Annotated in this window: 14 protein-coding genes and 2 riboswitches; of the genes, 2 read left to right on the top strand and 12 right to left on the bottom strand. The window is 66.6% G+C overall.

The window, feature by feature from the left end; translation table 11 throughout:
• Positions 1–23 precede the first annotated feature (23 nt).
• Positions 24–1,304, top strand: a complete 1,281-nt coding sequence (boxA, locus tag ACGLHR_RS18335; protein WP_400095702.1) for a benzoyl-CoA 2,3-epoxidase subunit BoxA — start codon at positions 24–26, stop codon at positions 1,302–1,304.
• 263 nt (positions 1,305–1,567) lie between these two features.
• On the opposite strand, the gene ACGLHR_RS18330 is transcribed toward boxA, so the two are convergent.
• The 11 genes from ACGLHR_RS18330 to ACGLHR_RS18280 all read right to left on the bottom strand — a co-directional run bounded on the left by ACGLHR_RS18330 (position 1,568) and on the right by ACGLHR_RS18280 (position 15,891).
• Positions 1,568–2,548: a TorF family putative porin gene (locus tag ACGLHR_RS18330; RefSeq protein WP_400095701.1), complete on the bottom strand. Its 981-nt coding sequence runs from the start codon at positions 2,546–2,548 to the stop codon at positions 1,568–1,570.
• 90 nt (positions 2,549–2,638) lie between these two features.
• Entirely contained in the window at positions 2,639–4,480 is a 1,842-nt protein-coding gene (gene atzF, locus ACGLHR_RS18325) for an allophanate hydrolase (protein ID WP_400095700.1), read from the bottom strand.
• The gene (uca, locus tag ACGLHR_RS18320) at positions 4,477–8,139 is read right to left on the bottom strand and encodes an urea carboxylase (RefSeq protein ID WP_400095698.1); all 3,663 of its coding nucleotides are present in this window, start codon (positions 8,137–8,139) and stop codon (positions 4,477–4,479) included. The genes atzF and uca overlap by 4 nt, the downstream gene beginning before the upstream one ends.
• Positions 8,140–8,267: 128 nt before the next feature.
• Positions 8,268–8,939 carry an urea amidolyase associated protein UAAP2 gene (locus ACGLHR_RS18315; protein ID WP_318235941.1) on the bottom strand — a complete coding sequence of 224 codons (672 nt, stop codon included), beginning with the start codon at positions 8,937–8,939 and terminating at the stop codon, positions 8,268–8,270.
• An 18-nt stretch (positions 8,940–8,957) separates the two neighbouring features.
• Positions 8,958–9,764 (bottom strand): urea amidolyase associated protein UAAP1, encoded by an 807-nt coding sequence (locus ACGLHR_RS18310; RefSeq protein WP_400095696.1) that lies wholly within the window; start codon positions 9,762–9,764, stop codon positions 8,958–8,960.
• Positions 9,765–9,786: 22 nt separating this feature from the next.
• Complete coding sequence (locus tag ACGLHR_RS18305; RefSeq protein WP_400095694.1) at positions 9,787–10,671, bottom strand: ABC transporter ATP-binding protein; 885 nt, start codon at positions 10,669–10,671, stop codon at positions 9,787–9,789.
• Positions 10,672–10,675: 4 nt separating this feature from the next.
• A complete protein-coding gene (locus ACGLHR_RS18300; RefSeq protein WP_400095692.1) occupies positions 10,676–11,578 on the bottom strand; it encodes an ABC transporter permease in 903 nt (300 codons plus the stop codon).
• 7 nt (positions 11,579–11,585) lie between these two features.
• A complete protein-coding gene (locus tag ACGLHR_RS18295) occupies positions 11,586–12,599 on the bottom strand; it encodes an ABC transporter substrate-binding protein (protein WP_400095691.1) in 1,014 nt (337 codons plus the stop codon).
• Positions 12,600–12,657: 58 nt separating this feature from the next.
• Positions 12,658–12,775, bottom strand: a riboswitch (guanidine-I (ykkC/yxkD leader).
• Between the two features lie 219 nt (positions 12,776–12,994).
• On the bottom strand, positions 12,995–13,507 hold the full coding sequence (locus tag ACGLHR_RS18290) for a 6,7-dimethyl-8-ribityllumazine synthase (protein ID WP_400095689.1): 513 nt from the start codon (positions 13,505–13,507) through the stop codon (positions 12,995–12,997).
• Positions 13,508–13,594: 87 nt separating this feature from the next.
• A riboswitch (FMN riboswitch) is annotated at positions 13,595–13,758 on the bottom strand.
• 85 nt (positions 13,759–13,843) lie between these two features.
• Positions 13,844–14,794 (bottom strand): SDR family oxidoreductase, encoded by a 951-nt coding sequence (locus tag ACGLHR_RS18285; RefSeq protein WP_400095688.1) that lies wholly within the window; start codon positions 14,792–14,794, stop codon positions 13,844–13,846.
• 8 nt (positions 14,795–14,802) lie between these two features.
• Positions 14,803–15,891, bottom strand: a complete 1,089-nt coding sequence (locus ACGLHR_RS18280; RefSeq protein WP_400095687.1) for an MBL fold metallo-hydrolase — start codon at positions 15,889–15,891, stop codon at positions 14,803–14,805.
• A gap of 164 nt (positions 15,892–16,055) precedes the next feature.
• Between ACGLHR_RS18280 and ACGLHR_RS18275 the strand changes: the two genes are divergently transcribed.
• Positions 16,056–16,673 (top strand): TetR/AcrR family transcriptional regulator, encoded by a 618-nt coding sequence (locus tag ACGLHR_RS18275; RefSeq protein WP_400095685.1) that lies wholly within the window; start codon positions 16,056–16,058, stop codon positions 16,671–16,673.
• A gap of 124 nt (positions 16,674–16,797) precedes the next feature.
• Here the strand turns inward: ACGLHR_RS18275 and ACGLHR_RS18270 are convergent, their stop codons facing one another.
• Entirely contained in the window at positions 16,798–17,307 is a 510-nt protein-coding gene (locus tag ACGLHR_RS18270) for a lecithin retinol acyltransferase family protein (RefSeq protein WP_400095757.1), read from the bottom strand.
• Positions 17,308–17,894: the final 587 nt, after the last annotated feature.

The raw sequence follows: 17,894 nt of genomic DNA, 5'->3' as shown, positions 1-17,894 counted from the left end.
TCGCATCACCCCCGGAGTTCGCCATGGACATGTCCGACATCCAGGTCATCAGGCAGCACCTGATCGACCCCGAGATCTGCATCCGCTGCAATACCTGCGAGGCCACCTGCCCGGTCGCCGCCATCTCCCACGATTCGCGCAACTACGTGGTCGATGCGGACAAGTGCAACGGCTGCATGGCCTGCATCTCACCATGCCCGACCGGCTCGATTGACAACTGGCGCACCATGCCGCGCGCCAAGGCATACAGCATCGTCGAGCAGTTTGGCTGGGACACGCTGCCTGACGACCTCTCGCCCGAGCAACTTGCCGAGGAAGGCGTGGCGGCGGATGCAGAACCGGTTCTCGAATCCGCGGCGGTGTCATTGCCTGCGGCTGTCACCGGCGACGACGTATTCACCAGCGCCCAATACGGCGCCACCGTGCCGCCGTGGTCGGCGGCGCACGCCTATACCAACCTCTACGGCGCCAAGTCCGCCGCTCGCTCCGTCACGGCCACCGTGGTCGGCAACGCGCGCGTCACCGCGGTCGGGCGTGACTACGATACGCACCACATCGTGCTGGACTTCGGCACCGCGCCGTTCCCGGTGCTGGAAGGCCAGTCCATCGGCATCGTGCCGCCCGGCGTGGATGCCAGCGGGCGCCCGCACCATGCGCGCCAGTATTCGCTCGCCAGTGCGCGCAATGGCGAGCGGCCCGGCTACAACAATATCTCGCTGACCATCAAGCGCGTGCTGGAAGACCACCAGGGCAATCCGGTGCGCGGCGTGGCGTCGAACTATATGTGCGACCTGCAGGTGGGCGACAAGGTGGATGTGATCGGGCCGTTTGGCGCGAGCTTCCTGATGCCTAACCATCCACGCTCCAATATCGTGATGATCTGCACGGGCACCGGCAGCGCACCGATGCGCGCGATGACGGAATGGCGCCGCCGGCTGCGCAAGTCAGGCAAGTTCGAGGGCGGCAAGCTGATGCTGTTCTTCGGCGCACGCACGCAGGAGGAGCTGCCTTACTTTGGCCCGCTGCAGAGCTTGCCCAGGGACTTCATCGATATCAACCTTGCATTCTCGCGCACGCCGGGGCAGCCCAAGCGCTATGTGCAGGACGTGATGCGCGAGCGCGCGGCCGACCTGGGCCCGTTGCTGGCGGACCCGAACACCTGCTTCTACGTCTGCGGGCTGAAGAGCATGGAGGAGGGCGTGGTGCTGGCTTTGCGGGACGTGGCGCAGCAGGCGGGTTTGTCGTGGGACACGCTGGGTGCCGCGCTGAAGAAGGATGGGCGGCTGCACTTGGAGACGTATTGAGAGGGTGTGAACTACAACTATATGGATGCGCCAAAGCCGTTTGGAATGACGACGGCTGCTCGCTCCCTCTCCCCTCATGGGGAGAGGGTTGGGGAGAGGGGCGGTTTGGCTAGGAGCCACTGAAAGCGAAGCCAATGGGTTTTGCCCTGTCGGCCTCGACCGATGCTGATGGTTTGCCCCTCTCCGGCGCAGCGGATGAGGGCCGGGGGAGAGGGCAGTCGTTCGCCAGGAACGATACGCCACAGCCGACCCAACCCTCTTCCTCAAAACCCATAGCTAACCGAAGCGATCACCCGATTCTCCTGATGCACGCCAAACCGGTTATAACCGCCGATGATCCACTGCACCCCGGCACTAAGGGGAGTCCCCGGGATCGGCGCGGCCAGCGCCAGGGTCAGATGCCGGAAAGCGCCGCTAGAGGGCGTGTTGCCTGCAAAGCAGCCATTGACCACAAAAGCGCTATGCGGCCCGCATGAAGTCCCGGTCAGCGTATCCGTAGTGCCCAGGTATTTGCCCTCCTTCTTGTACGTATAAGCCCCGACCGTGCCGGTGAACGTAATGCCGTATGGCAGGGTCGTGCTATAGACCAGCGTCCAGTACGTGTCCCCCTTGTTGCCCCATACCACGTCGTTGAGCAGCGTCTGCGCGTTGAGGCTGAACGGACCGTAGCTCAAGCCAAGCTTTGTCTCCAGCGCGTTGGCGTGCGAACCATTGATGTAGTAGTAGCCGGTCAGTCCTGCCGTGTAGCCAAGGTCGCCGATGATCTTGCCGCTGTAGGCGCCATAGAAATCGTTCTCGACCGACTTGGCGGTCTGGAAGCTCGTGATCGAGCGGTCGCTGTAGGAGTTGCCGAGCTGCTGGTACGAGTAGTTGATCATCGACGCCCAATAGCCGATGCTCCAGCCGCTCTCGTGCGCCAGGTCCACGCCCCACTGCAAGGCCGGTATCGAGGATTCCGGCGCGTCGCCGCCGGCGTTGCCCAACGGGGCGCCGTTGCCGTAGGTGGTGGTCGCGCCGCGCAGCACGTAGCGCGATACCGCATCGAGATGGCCGGTGAACGTGTAGGGGCTGGCCGGCTCGGCGGGCTTGACGGCGCCGGCATCGGCCGGCTGGCCGCTGTCCTGCGCGTGGGCTTGCGTGGCGCAGGCAGTCAGCGCGCAGGCGGCGAAGCACGCCGGCACGGCGCGCAGCAACAATGGACGAAGCGGACGACGGGGAAGCATGCCAGTAGTAGGGGCGAACATGGTCGAACTCACGGTCAACAACGGTGGGTGGGAGGTAAAGCCAACGGAAATCGGGGCGGGCGATGCGCCCGCCTGAGCCTGCAAGCGCGGCTAAGGCTCAGTGGGGATCGCGGCCTGGTGAGCCCGCCACGCGCGCCAGCCGCCAAAGGCGGTGACATCAGTGGCGCCCGCAAGGCCGCCGGGCTCGCAGATAAAGCCGGGCACGCTGCTGCCATCGGCCAGTACCGTGCGGCCAATGCCGAGCGGCGCGGGAATGCCCGCGACAAAGCTGCCGAAGCGGGCTTCGGGCATCTCCCACACTTCGACCTCGATGGCGGCGCCTGCCTCTGCGTCGCCCACGCGCACCAGCCCGGGCCGCTGCACGCCAGCGCCAGCCAGCGCGTAGAGGCGATAGCAGGGAGCCGTGCTTGTGCGCGCCACCAGGCGCGCGCCGCGTTCGGCGAGTTGATGATGCAGGGGCTGGCCTTCCAGGTGGGCGCCGCAAACCGCAACCCGTAGCTGGCCGCGGCACACTGCGCTCGGCATGGTTGCGCTTTGCGCAGGGCCCCTGCGACCCGTTGCGCCCAGCGTCGCCGCCTTGCCAGTCAGTGCCTGCTGCCACCGCCGCGCCAGATGCAACAGCGGCACGTCCTGATGCGCCGGCGCCGCCAGCGTGATGCCGAAGGGCAGGCCATCCGCCAGGAAGCCTGCCGGCACCGCAACGCCGGCGCAATCCAGCAGGTTCATGAAATTGGTGTAAAGGCCAAGTTCGCTGTTGCGCGCGATCGGCTCCGCCAGCATGGCGGCGATGCTCGGGTGCGAGGGCACGGTCGGCAGCAGCAGCGCGTCCGCCTGCAACCACGCCGCCTCGCTCTGGCGCTGGAGCGCGCGCAGCCGGTACTTGGCCGCGAAGGCATCGGCGGCCAGCGGCGTGGCACCGCCCAGCGTGATCTGCCGCGTCACCGGGAACAAGGAGTCTGCGTTGCCATCGATGAACTTCCGGATCGCCTGGTAGCGCTCGGCCACCCAGGGTCCGTCATAGAGCAGCCGGGCCGCTTCGAGGAACGGCGCGAAGTCGATCTCCACCAGTTCCGCGCCCAGCATGCGGGCATGCGCGCAGGCTTGCTCGAAGGCTTCGGCATAGCCGGGCTGGTAGAACTGCAGTTGGCCCGGCGCGGGCACGCCCAGGCGGAACGTCGTAGCCAGCCCGAAATCGAAGCCGTGCGGCTGCGCCGCGCGCGAGTAGGGGTCATCCGCGTCGAACCCCAGCGCCACCGCGAACACACGGTGTGCGTCATCGGCAGTGAGCGCGAAGACCGATGGCGTATCGAGCGAGCGGCAAGCCGGCACCACGCCGCTGGTCGACAGCAGTCCGCAACTCGGCTTGAGGCCAACCAGGTGATGGAATGCGGCCGGCACGCGGCCCGAGCCCGCCGTGTCGGTGCCCAGCGCAAAGCTCACTTGCCCCAGCGCCACCGCCACGGCGGAGCCCGAGCTGGACCCGCCGGAGATGCGTGTCGCATCGAACGCATTCAGGCAAGCGCCATAGGGCGAGCGCGTGCCGTTGAGCCCGGTGGCAAACTGGTCGAGGTTGGTCTTTCCCACGGCGATGGCCCCTGCATCCACCAGCCGTTGCACCACGAACGCACTGCGAGCCGGCGTATAGGCGAAGTCCGGGCAGGCCGCCGTGGTCGGCGCGCCGGCCAGGTCGATGTTGTCCTTGATCGCGAACGGGATGCCATACAGCGGCAGGCCGGCCGGCCCGCGCTGTTCCAGTGCCCTTGCGCGGGCACGCAAGGCTGTGGCGTCGAGGCGATGAATCCACGCGTGATGCGGATCGTGCTGCGTCGCCGCAATTACCGATTCGATCACCTCGGCGGGTGTGCGTTCGCCGCTTTGGTAGGCCGCCTGCAGCGAGGCGATATCGAGCGAGAAGGGGACCGGGACCGTCATGCAGCCTCCTTCGCTGCCACGCTTTGCGGCACCACGATGACGACCTCCTGCCCGGCGCTGACGGGCGCGCCTTCCCGGCAGGCAACACGCCAGGCGTAGCCGGCGCAAGGCGCCGTGACGGCAAATTCCATTTTCATCGATTCCACGATGGCCAGCGTGTCGCCCTCGGCCACCGCGTCGCCTTCGTGCACCAGCACACGCCACACGCTGCCAGGCACCTGGCTGCATACCACATGGGCTTGTTCGGGAAGCTCGGCGGCGTCCGTGGCAGCCGCCACGGACGTCTCGGTTTCATCCACGTACTCGGCCTGCCCCAGCGCGCGCCAGCGTTCTCGCTCCGCGCCGAACGCGGCTTGCTGGCATTGCCTGAACGCCGCGATATCCGTTGCATTCGCGTCCAGGAAGCGGCGATAGTCGCGCATGCCGAAGGTGCCTTGCTCGATGCGCAGCGGATAGCGGCCCGCGGGGAAGTCGCGGCGGATTCTGGTGAGGTCGTCTTCGCTGACAGGATAGAAGCGGATCTGGTCGAAGAAGCGCAGCAGCCACGGCTTGCCCGCTTCGAAGTCGGCGGCGCCGCTTTGCGCGTCGCGCCAGCGGTTCCACATCTGCAGCGTGCGGCCGACGAACTGGTAGCCGCCGGGACCCTCCATGCCGTAGACACACATATAGGCGCCGCCGATGCCCACCGCGTTCTCCGGCGTCCAGGTGCGGGCCGGGTTGTACTTGGTGGTGACCAGCCGGTGGCGCGGGTCCAGCGGCGTGGCCACGGGCGCGCCCAGGTACACGTCGCCCAGCCCCAGCACCAGGTAGCTGGCATCGAAGACGATGCGCTGCACCGCCTCGATCGCATCGAGCCCGTTGATGCGGCGGATGAACTCGATATTGCTCGGGCACCACGGCGCATCCGGGCGCACCGATTGCATGTATTTGTCGATGGCCAGGCGCGTGGCGCTGTCGTCCCACGACAGCGGGAGATACACGGTGCGCGACGGCACGACGAGGTCGTCGGTATCGCCCAGCGCATCGTCCGCGGCCAGGATGGTGTCGATGAGCGCGGCGCGCGCGAGCCGGCGCGGGTCGAAATGCACCTGCAGCGAGCGGATGCCGGGCGTCAGGTCGACCACGCCGTCGAGCCGCAGGGCTTGCAGCGCGGCATGCAGCGCATGGATGCGCATGCGCAAGGCGATATCGAGCTGCAGCTCGCCCAGCTCCACCAGCAGGTAGCGGTCACCCGCCTGGCGCACGACCAGGCCGGGGCGGCTGGCCGAGGCCGCGCGCTCGCGCAGGATCGGCGAGCCGCGTTCGCCTGCTGCCGTGCCGGGCAGGAAGGCCGGCGGCGCGGTCAGCTCGCGCACCCAGCGGTCCTGCGCCGCTTGCCGCTGCGCGGCCTGCTCCTGCGTCACGCCATGAAAGCGCACCGCATCGCCCGGGCGCAGCTGGCCAAGCTTCCAGCGCTCGGCGGCAATCACCACGGCCGGGCAGACGAAGCCGCCGAGGCTGGGGCCATCCGGGCCGAGGATCACCGGCATGTCGCCGGTGAAGTCGATGGCGCCGATGGCGTAGGCGTTGTCGTGGATGTTGGAGGGATGCAGCCCCGCCTCGCCGCCATCGCGGCGCGCCCACGCTGGCTTGGGGCCGATCAGGCGCACGCCGGTGCGGCTGGAGTTGTAGTGCACCTGCCATTCGGTGCCGAAGAACGTATCGATGTCGTCATCGGTGAAGAAGTCCGGCGCGCCGTGCGGGCCGTAGAGCACGGCGATATCCCAGGCGCGGCTGCCGCCGGCATAGTCGGGTGTTTGCTCGCGCGCCAGCGCCGTTGCCGGTTCGCCGGCGGTCTCAAGGCCGATGTGCAGCATGTCGGCGGCGCGCAGCGTGCGCCCGGCATGGCCGCCGAACTGGCCCAGCGTAAAGGTGGCGCGGCTGCCGAGGTAGTGCGGCACATCCATGCCGCCGCGCACGGCCAGGTAGGCGCGGCTGCCGCCGGCGGCCACCGCGCCCAGCCGCAGCACGCTGCCTGCCGTCACGCGGTGCGATTGCCAGGGCGCCAGCGCTACGCCGTCCAGCGTGGCAGGCATGGGCGCGCCGCACAGCGCGATGACCGCGTCATGGTGGAAGCGCAGCGTTGGCCCGCTCAGCGTGCATTCCAGCCCGGCCGCGGTGTCGGCGTTGCCGACCAGCCGGTTGGCCAGCCGGAACCCCAGGTCGTCCATGGGGCCGGACGGCGGCACGCCCACGTCCCAGTAGCCGACGCGGCCCGGCCAGTCCTGCACCGTGGTCTGCACGCCGGCATCCAGCACTTCGACCGCGTTGGGCCGGTAGGTGAAATCCGCCAGCGAGCGCGTGATGATGCGGCCGTGGATGAAGTCGTCGCTGGCTGCCACCGCGCGCAGGTAGCGCAGGTTGGTCTCGATGCCGGCCAGCCGCGTCGTGCCCAGCGCGGCCTGCAGCTTTGCCACCGCGTCAGCGCGGTCGGTGCCGGTGACGATCAGCTTGGCGAGCATCGGATCGTAGTGCGGCGGCACCTCGCTGCCCGCGCCGATCCAGGTATCGACCCGGGCTTGTTCGGGAAAGCGCACTTCGGTCAGCAAGCCCGCGCTTGGCTGGAAATTGCGGGCAGGGTCTTCGGCATAGAGGCGCACCTGGATCGAGGCGCCTCGTGGGGCGGGGGCTTCCAGCGCGAAGTCGTCGCCGCGCGCGAGACGCACCATCCACGCAACCAGGTCGATGCCCGTGACCTGCTCGGTCACGCCGTGCTCTACCTGCAGGCGCGTGTTGACCTCCAGGAAGTAGAAGGCACCGGTGTCCGCGTCGAGCACGAATTCCACCGTGCCGGCGGAGCGGTAGCCAACCGCTTGGCCAAGCCGCTCGGCTGCGCCCAGCAGCGCGCTGCGCGTGGCCGCATCCAGCCCCGGCGCGGGTGTTTCCTCGATGACTTTCTGGTTGCGGCGCTGCGCCGAGCAATCGCGCTCGCCGAGCGTGACCACCTTGCCTCGCCCATCGCCGAACAACTGCACCTCGATATGGCGGGCGCGCTCGACAAACTTCTCCAGGAACAGCCCGGCGTCCTTGAAGTTGGCGCGCGCCAGGCGCTCCACCGCTTCGAAGGCGGGGGCCAGCTCGGCCTCGCTGCGGATCAGCCGCATGCCGATGCCGCCACCACCCGCGGTGCTCTTGAGCATCACGGGATAGCCGATGCGCAGCGCTTCGGCCCGGGCCGCGGCCAGGTCGGGCAGCAGCCCGCTGCCGGGCAGCAACGGCACGCGGTGCAGCTCCGCCAGCGCGCGGGCCGTGTGCTTGAGGCCGAAGGCGCGCATCTGCGCGGGCGTCGGGCCGATAAAGGCAATGCCGGCGGCTTCGCAGGCTTCGGCAAAGCCGGCGTTCTCGGACAGGAAGCCATAGCCGGGATGAATGGCGCCGGCGCCGGTCTCGCGGGCGGCGGCCAGGATGCGCTCGGCATCGAGGTAGCTCTGCGCCGCGGGCGCCGGGCCGATGCAGACTGCCACATCGGCCTGCGCAACGTGGGCCGAATCCACATCGGCTTCGGAGTAGACGGCGACCGAGCGCAGGCCAAGCGCGCGCAGGGTACGGATGATGCGGCAGGCGATGGCGCCGCGATTGGCGATCAGGACGGTGTCGAATCGTGCGGATGGCGAGGACATGCGGGTGGTTCCCTCGGGGCAGGTCGTCCTGCGGGAATCATCTCGGCTGCGGGTCGTCCCGCAGCGGCGCCCTTGGGGCGCGGAATGGTCAGGCTGGTACTACGCTGTGCGAACTACACGATCCACGGTCAGGCAGCGGCCGCGGCATCCCACACGATGAACTCCACCGGCGTGGGGTTGTACGCGTTGCACGGGTTGTTGAGCTGCGGACAATTGGACACCAGCATCCAGACATCCATCTCGGCGCGCAGCTCGACATACTTGCCCGGGCCGGAGATACCGTCGGCAAAGCACAGGCCGCCTTCCGGCGTGACCGGCACGTTCATGAAGAAATTGATGTTGGGCACCAGGTCACGCTTGCTCAGGCCCACGTCGGCATGCGCCATCGCCAGCAGGTAGTTGTCGCGGCAGGAGTGCATGAACTTCTTCTGCAGCGCATAGCGCACCGTGTTGCTCTCGGCCGCGCAGGCGCCGCCCAGCGTGTCGTGGCGGCCGCAGGTATCGGCCACGATGGTCAGCATCGGCCGGCCCTCGCTGGACACCAGCACGGAGCCGCTGGAGAGGTAGATGCCGCCCTGGCGCAACAGCGTATCGGTGGCGCTGTAGTGCTCGGCCACGTCATGCCGGTTGTAGAACAGCACGTCGGCGGCCTGGTTGCCTTCCAGGTCGACGATGCGCACGGTCTGCCCGGCACGGATCTCGGCGAGCCAGGGCTCGCCCGCCGGCTGGCGGTGGCGCAGGGCGGCGTGGGCAGGGTCCAGCAAGCTCGTGCGCAGGGTGGCGGTGGCAGCGTTTGTCATGTCGGTTCCTCGTGGTCTTCAGGACAGTGCGAACACATCGGTGTTGTGCAATGCCCGCGCGCATTCGGGGCGGTAGCCGCGGCAGAAGTCGTCGGCCGGGGCCGGGCCGTTGCGCCAGGCCGCGATGCCCACCTTGCCGGGCGCGTAGCCGGGGCGCGGGTCCAGTGGATGCGGGGCGGTGGAGACGGCCACGATCAGGTCCATGTCGCAGCGCAGTTCCACCGTGGTGCCTTCTACCGGCTGGCTGGCATCGAAGGCGAAGCGGCCTTGCGCGTCCACCGCGATCTTGCTGAACAGGTTGACAGGCGCGATCAGGTCGCGCGCGGCGAGGCCGTACTTGCCGATCTCGATCAGCAGGCCGTCGCGGCCGGCGCGGTACATGGCATTGCGGTGTTGCTCGAAACGCTGCTCGCCGTATTTCTCATGCAGTCGCGCAAGGTCGAGCAAGCCGCCAAACGGATCGTGCCAGCCCAGCGTGTCGTGCGTGATCGAGGCCATGGCGCGGCCCATGTCGCTCATCAACACATGGCCACGCGTGAAATGCGCGGTGTGCAGCGCCTTGCAGGTGTCGGGCATGCTGTAGCGCTCAAGCCGGTCATGCGCGGCGTAGAGCACCACCGAGCAGTTGGCGCGCGCGTCCAGCGCGGCAAAGCGCAGGGCCGTGCCGCGCGACAGGCGCCAGCTCCAGTGGCAGCCACCGGGCAGGACTTCGCTCCAGGCCACCTGGCTGGCGGGCAGGTCGGGCGCGAAGCGGCGCCAGTGGTCGATGACATCCACCGCGGCATGCGCGGGTGGGTTTGCAAGGGCGTGTTCAGGGGTTTGCATTCGTTGGTCTCCGGGGGGCAACTCAGGCCTGCGGCTCGGGCGCAAGGTCGGTGGATGCGGCATGCGAAAGCTGCTCGAGCAATTCGAAATCGGTCTGCATGCCGGAGGTGGCGCGGATGCGCGCCAGCACCTCGCGCTTGAGGTTCAGGAACGCGGGCGAGAGCTTCATCTCCTGCGTGCGCGCGGCCGGCAGCGGCACCTCGTAGATCGTGTCGATGCGTCCCGGGCGCGGGGCCATCAGCACCACGCGCTGACCGAGGTAGATCGCCTCTTCCACATCGTGCGTGACGAACACGATGGTGCTTTGCTCCAGCCGGTGCACATGCAGGATCAGGTCGTGCATGACCTCGCGGGTCTGCGCATCCAGCGCGCCGAAGGGCTCGTCCATCAGCAGCACCGGCGGGCGGCTCATCAGCGCGCGCGCAATGGCCACGCGCTGCTGCATGCCGCCCGAGAGCTGGCCCGGATAGGCATCCTTGACGTGGCACAGCCCCATCAGGCGCAACAAGGCATCGGCCCGCCCGGAAGCGGCTTCCACATCGGCGCTGGTCCGGCTGCTGGTATTGACCTTGAGCTCGCGGCAGAAACGGATGTTCTCGATGACCGTGAGCCACGGGTAGAGGCTGTAGTGCTGGAACACCATTGCGCGCTGCGGGCCCGGGCCTTCGATCGGCTTGCCGTCGCACAGCAGGTCGCCCGCGCTGTGCGGCTCCAGGCCGGCGAGCGAGCGCAGCAGCGTGGACTTGCCGCAGCCGGATGCGCCCACCAGCGTGACGAACTCGTTGTTGCCGATATCCAGGTGGATGTCCTGCAATGCCGCCGGTGGCGCGCTGTCGGGCGTCTTGTCGCGGCCGAAGAATTTCCATACGCCGCGCACGCGCAGCTTGGGGGATAGCGTCAGGGACATGGCTTTAGCGCCTCGCGTGCAGGTAGGGAAACGCGCGCCGGTGCGTCCAGCGCAGCAACTGGTCGATCGCCAGGCCGATCACGCCGATCAGCAGGATGCCGGCGAAGATCTTGTCGGTCTGCAGGAAGCGCTGCGCCTTCAGGATCGAGAAGCCCAGGCCCGAGCTGGCCGCGACCAGTTCGGCCACCACCAGGTAGGTCCAGGCCCAGCCCATGGTGATGCGCAGCGTATCCAGCAAAGCCGGCTTGGCGGCAGGGACGATGACCAGCCGGATCACTTCGCCGCGGCTCGCGCCCATGGTCTGGGCCGCTTCGATCTGCGCCATCGGCACGCGGCGCACGTCCTCGGCCACCATCAGCACCATCTGGAAGAAAGTGCCGATGAAGATGATGGCGATCTTGGCGCCCTCATCAATGCCAACCCACACCATTACCAGCGGGATGAATGCCACCGCCGGCATATAGCGCACGAAATCGGTCAGCGGTTCCAGCAAGGCCTGCACGCTGCGGAACGTGCCGATCGCCAGGCCCAGCGGCAGGGCGATCACCGCTGACAAGGCCCAGCCCGTGATCACGCGCAACGTGCTGATGCCGATGTCGCCGGCGAGACCCTCGTCGGCATACCAGCCGTGCAGCCGCTGCAGCACCTGCACCGGGCTGGGCATGAAGACAGGCTCGACCCAGCCGCTGGCGGCCAGCCAGGCCCACGCCACCAGTGGCAGCAGCAGGCCAAGGCTGACCAGCGCTGCCGTGCGGTGCGCGGGAATGGCGCTGCGTATGCCCCACCAGGGCTGGCGCTTTGCGTGGCATGCCGGCAGTGCGGGCGTGGCATTGGTCGTGTCCGGCGACGGCGGCTGTACGTGCGCAATGCGCGCGGTAGCGGGCAGGAGTCCGGTGTTCTCGCTCATGGCCGCCTCACTTCAGGGCTTCGGCCAGCAGGCTGGCGTCGACGCCGCGCGCCGGGTCCGGCTTGCCGTCGATCAGCTTGTTCTCCAGCAGGAATGCCGCAATGGTCGGCGTGACGGCCTGCAGCGAAGTGGCCTGCGCCGGGTCGAGCGCGCCGTGGTTGGCGGCAACATCAAAGAACTTCGTGCCGGGCAAGAACACGCTGTATTCATCGGGCTTCATGCTGACCACCTTGGCCATGATCCTGGCCGCCTCGGCGGGCTGCTCGCGGATGAACTTCTCGGTGTCGAACCAGGCGCGGATCATGCCGACCAGGTCGCGGCGCTTGGCGCGGATCGCCTTGTCCTGCGCCACCAGCAGGTCGGGGATCAGGCCCGGCATGTCCTTGGAGGTAAACAGCGCGCGGCCCTTGCCGCTGCGGGTGATCTGGTCGATCCACGGGTTCCAGACCACCGCCGCGTCGACGCGGCCGGTCATGAAGGCCGCGGCGGCATCGCCGGCCGAGAGGTTGGTGATCTTGACGTCGGAGGGCTTGAGGCCATTCCTGGCCAGCGCCGTGACCAGCACGAAGTGCGAGATGCTGTACTGCTCCAGCGCAACCGTCTTGCCCTTGAGATCGGCGAAGGACTTGATCTTGCCGCTGACCACCAGCGCGTCGTTGCCGGAGGAGTTGTCGTTGACCAGCACGGCCTTGAGCGGCAGGCCCTTGGCCAGCGGGCCGAGGGTGTCGGACCAGGTCTGGGAATTGGCGTCGAGCTGCCCCGAAGAGAGCGCCGCGATGGAGTCGGTGTAGTTGGCGAACCAGACCAGCTTCACGTCCGCGCCATGCTTCTTGAAGAAGCCCTTCTGCTCGGCGACGTACCAGGCAACCCAGCCCGGCCAGTCGGAGACGCCGACCTTGATTTCGGCCATGGCGGGTCGCGCGCCGGCCAGGCCAATGGCAAGCAGCGCGGCACTCAGAAGGCCGGCGCAGGTACGCCGGAACGGGCGTCGCGTAAGACGTGAAAAAGGAAATGCAGGCATGGGTTCGGCTCCGATCGGCGGTGACAAATGGCAGGGAAGCCACCTCTCAACGAAGTGAACCTCCCGGGCTTTTGTCCCGCCGTGGAGCCTGGGCGCGAACTAGCGCGCCTGAGGCCGGTTGCTCTCGGACCAGACATCGTGCGCACGGCACGACCGGAACCCTAGCTACCCTTCGGTGAGCGACGCTTGGTCGCTTCCCTGTGGGTTACTCAGCAAACGGCATGCCAGGCGCATGGAAAGCGCGCTGGCCGGCAAATGTGGCGCTGAATGCCTAATGTCAGGCGCGAATTTTGGATCTGCCTGGCTGAATGCCATCGCTTGGTGCGCGGGCGGTGCCCGCGCGCACCGTCAGGGTGCGCGTGATGTAGCGCTTCCGGTGCGCGAGCCCGATCCGGTCACGCCGACAGCTTGCTCAGGCTTTCCACCGTCTTCACGCAAGCTTGCGCCGCCTCGCGGCCCTTCACGACAAAGTGCTCGCTGAAAAACTTGCGGTGGTCTTCGTGATCATGGAAGCTTTTCGGCGTCAGCACCGCGGACAGGACAGGCACTTGCGTATCGAGCTGCACGCGCATCAGGCCGCTGATGACGGCGTCCGCGACAAACTCGTGGCGATAGATGCCGCCATCGACCACAAAGCCCGACGCCACGATCGCCGAATAGCGCCCGGTGTCCGCCAGCTTGCGTGCATGCAGCGGAATCTCGAACGCGCCAGGCACTTCAATCACGTCCACGGCATCGCGCGATACGCCGCGCGCGGCCATTTCAGCGAGGAAGGCGTCGCGGGCCTGATGGACGATATCCGCATGCCATTGCGCGTGGATAAACGCAAAGCGCCAGGCCGGATTGACGGGAGCGGTGTTCTGGAGGTCGCGAGGATCGCGCTGGACAGGAGAAACTAGCTGATTCATGGTCTTCTTCAGAAGAGTGGGTTACCAGAATCAGGGCGCACGAGTTTAGTCCCCCGGCGCCGGGAGACGGGGCGGGGGACAGAAACATCGCGCTCTCTTTCATCCGGACTATGACCGTCGGCTTCGGAGTTACACCGAATCTGCTGACCCCGGCTCCCTGAGACTTCTGGGAGAACCGGGCGCTCGCGGGCTTATGCGAAAAAATCGCCATCACCGCCGGTGGGGACTTTCACCCCGCCCTGAGAACGCTGATGCAGGCGCAAAGCCTGCAACGCGGCAATGATACACCTTGATGCGAATGTGAGTTTGGCGCGGCCCGGACCATCCGTTTGGCTGTCAGGAATGACGCAAAGCCAGGCTAGCGCTCGTTTCCCATTTCACCCCGGTCAGCGTGATCGAACGCTCCCACAACCGCGCCGATACCTGCGCATCCACGGCTTGCGGCATGATCTTCGCGCGAGCCGGCGCGCCTTTCATTTCCGAGAACCCGTCAGGACCGTAGTAGGCCGCGGCCCGTGCTTCGGGCGAGGTTGCCGCCAGCAAGGTCGGCAATGCGCCGTGCGCCGCCGAATGGCTGAAGAACGGCGCGAAAAGCCGGGAGAGGATCCCAAGCATGCCGTTGGTGCCCGGGCCATTGGCCATCAGGTCGGTGCGCGCCCAGCCCGGATGCGCCGCATTGCTCAGCAGGCCCCAGCCGTTGGCATCGCTGCGCCGCTGCAGCTCCAGCGCGAACATCAGCATGGCGAGCTTCGATTGCGCGTAGGCCCCCCAGGGCTTGTAGACACGGCTGCCCTGGAGGCCGTCCAGGTTGATCCGTCCTTGCCGATGCGCCATGCTGCTCAGGCTGACGACGCGCGAGTGCTGCCCGCCGTGCAATAGCGGCAGCAGTTGCGCGGTAAGCGCAAAGTGCCCCAGGTAGTTCGTCCCGAGCTGCATCTCGAAACCATCGGCCGTGACTTGCCGCGTCGCCAGGGCCATGACGCCTGCGTTATTGACCAGCATGTCGATGCGGCGTCCCTCTTCGATCAGCCGACGCGAGAAATCCGCGACGCAGGCAAGGCTGGCAAGGTCCAGCAGCTCGAACCGCAGCGTTGCCCGGGGATGCGTGGCACGGATAAGGCGCAGCGCTTCGTGCCCCTTGGCCGCATTGCGTCCGGCAAGAATCACATCGGCCCCGGCACCCGCCAGCGCGAGTGCGGTCTCAAGGCCCAGGCCGCCGGTGGCACCGGTGATGACGGCCCGCTTGCCGGCCTGCGTGGGGATGTCCTTGGTGGTCCAGGTGGTCATTGCCGCTCTCAAGGTTGCTCGTTCACGACGCGCGTATTTGCAGCCGGCGCCGGTCTGGTGTTGCGGCGCGTTTTCACGTCCAGCCACCAGCGATCTGCGCTGTGTGCCTGCAGGATGCTCACGGCCTCACCCATGCGCGGGGTGCTGACAGGGACGCCGCGCGCGGCCGCCAGCGCGACGATACGGTCGAAGGGCTCATGCCACGCATGCATCGCCAGGTCAAAGGTGCCGTTGTGGATCGGCAGCAGGCAGTGGCCGTTCAGGTCAATATGCGCTTGCAGGGTCTGCTCCGGCTGCATGTGCACGGCAGGCCAGTTGACGTCGTAGGCGCCGGTTTCCATCAGGGTGAGATCAAAGGGGCCGTAGCGTTCGCCGATGCGTTTGAAACCATCGAAGTATCCCGTGTCGCCACTGAAGAACACACGCAGATCCGCGTGCAGAATCACCCACGACGCCCACAGCGTACGGTTGCCGTCGAACGGCGTGCGCCCGGAGAAGTGCTGCGCCGGCGTCGCCACAAAACGGATGCCCTCGACCTCGGTGGTTTGCCACCAGTCGAGCTGCCGCACCTTGGCGGGGTCGATCCCCCAGTCGATCAGGCGGTCCCCTACGCCGAGCGGCGTCAGGAAGTGCTCGACCTTGCCCGCCAGCGCCATGATGGCGGCGCGATCCAGGTGGTCGTAGTGATCGTGCGAGAGAATCACCGCCCTGATGGGCGGCAAAGCGTCGATACCGATCGGTGGCTGATGGAAGCGCTGCGGCCCGGCCCACTGCACCGGCGAAGCGCGTTCGCTAAAGACCGGGTCGGTGATCCAGAATGCATTGCGCAGCTTGAGCAGGACAGTCGAATGCCCAAGGCGGAACACCGTGTTGTCCGGCGCGGCGAGCAGGTCGGCCTGCGTCAGCGTTTGCACCGGCACCGGGCCGGCGGGCTGGGTATCCGCGGGTTTGTCGAAGAGGAAGCGCCAGGCGATGCCAAGGGTCTTGAGCAAGCCGCCCTTTGGCGGGCCGGCCAGGGCGCGTTTCTGGCTCGCGCGCGATTCTGGCGACTGGACGAGGGTCTTGCTGCTGGCGGGGTGGGGCGATGGAATGGTCATGATGGCAATCAGGATCCCAAGAGGAGCAAGGCAAGCGGCGGGGGGGCATCGACCTGCCATGGCTGCATAAATTGCACTGCACAGTGTAGTGTAATTTTCTGGAAAGTAAACTTGTCGGTGTAAAATTGCTGACTTCCCCCGATGCCCAGGACACCAGAAACGCCATGCCCCCAGCCCAACGCCTGACGGATCGCAAGCGCGAAGCCATCATTCAGGCCGCCATTGCCGAGTTCCGCGACAACGGCTTCGAAGTCACCAGCATGGACAAGGTCGCCGCCCGGGCGGAGGTATCGAAGCGCACGGTGTACAACCACTTCGCCAGCAAGGACGAGTTGTTTGCCGAGATGCTCTCCCAGTTGTGGGAGAGCAGCCAGGGCGAGCTTGAAGTGGCTTACGCCAGCGATCAGCCGATGGATGCGCAGTTGCGCGCGCTGATGCGGCTCAAGATGAACATGCTCAACAACGCCAGCTTCATGGATCTGGCGCGCGTTGCCATTGCCGAGACGATTCACTCGCCGGAACGGGCGCGGGAAATGGTGGCCAGGCTAGGCGAGCGGGAAGAGGGCATCAACGTCTGGATACGCGCGGCCCAGGCCGACGGGAAGCTGAAGGCGGCGGATCCCGGCTTTGCCGCTTGTCAGCTGCAAGCGCTGATCAAGGCGTTTGCCTTCTGGCCGCAGATCACCATGGGACAGCCGCCGCTGGATGCGGCGATGCAGCGGAAGGTGGTGGATTCGGCGGTTGCGATGTTTCTTGCGCAGTACGGGGTGGATGGGGCTTGAAGGGCTCCAGCTTGGACAAGGCTGAAAGCACCGGCCCTGATACCTGAGCATGTACAAGCCCGTCACGCCTCAAGCTCTAGCGGCCCTGAGCCAGCACTATTTCCGGTTCGCCAAACTTCGAGCCTCAGGCCACGGAAGATCCAATGTGCCGTAGCTGCAATGCCGCCGAAAGGATTGCCGTGAGCAGGCATATCGCCGTTTGCAGGGCAGCGCGAGGGTCGATAAAGCAGGCCCGCACCTGTTGGCTGCGGCTTACACCATACAGGCACCATGCGCAGAAGTGCTCGCAGTTATTGGTCAGGAGCCGATAGCGATTCTCGCCCAGCCTTGAGCGCGCACGTTGCACGGCTTCGTTCTCGCCGTAAGCCGGCTGAGGACTTGGCTTGATCGAGACCTGGTAGCCGGCGGCGAAGCGCTCAATGCTGACTTCCTCGACAGGACCGCGACGCAGCGCCTCGGCAAGCCCGGCGTAATGCACCACATTGCCGTGGCCAACATAAATGCCATGGTGGCTGTAGCCGTGCCTCGGGGTGACGAGATGGGCACCGAGGGGTGGTTCCATCCCGACATCGAGATGCCACGGTGCCGACACCGCCTGCGCGGTGTGGATTGGATAGGTGGTTGGCCGGCCCATGATCAAATGCCCCAGGAGGTGACTTTGATCAAAGCGTAGCCGTGGCAATACATTAATAACAATTAAAGGTTTTTGGCATAACGATAAGTCTTTGCTTATGCCATGCCATTTGCTACTGGACCGGCCCAGATCACCAACATCCCGTCCTGGGTAGGCTGGAAGCTATAAGGCGCCGAGCCTCCCTGCGCGCGTAAATCCCTTCGCTCGATGTGGTGTGTAACGTTGCCGCGGACGTGGAATGCGTCCACTGAATCCAGTGTTTGCGCCCGAATCCCGCCACGAGTAGCCATCTGCTGCGCCGCAGCATCCAATTCTCACGTGTCAAAGCCGCAAATTTTTCTTGTGGCGTTTTGATATATCACATATTGTATTTCGCAAAGACGATCAGCGAACGTGAGCGAAGACTTCACGTGGCGGGCAGCGAGCGCCGGTAGGTGCCAGCAACGCTCGTTCACCCCAGTCGCTAAAGTCAACGAGGAGACCAAAACATGTCTGCAGTCGTATCCACGCGGCCCGAGACCACCACGGCCGAAGACACTCTCAAGCAGAAGACGCGCGATGCCGGCGTCGTTTCCGGCGGCCACCTG

Origin of the sequence: Cupriavidus sp. CuC1 (genome assembly GCF_044627735.1) — a bacterium.
GTDB classification, from domain to species: Bacteria; Pseudomonadota; Gammaproteobacteria; order Burkholderiales; family Burkholderiaceae; genus Cupriavidus; species Cupriavidus ulmosensis.
This window is presented reverse-complemented; position numbering and strand designations above follow the sequence as displayed.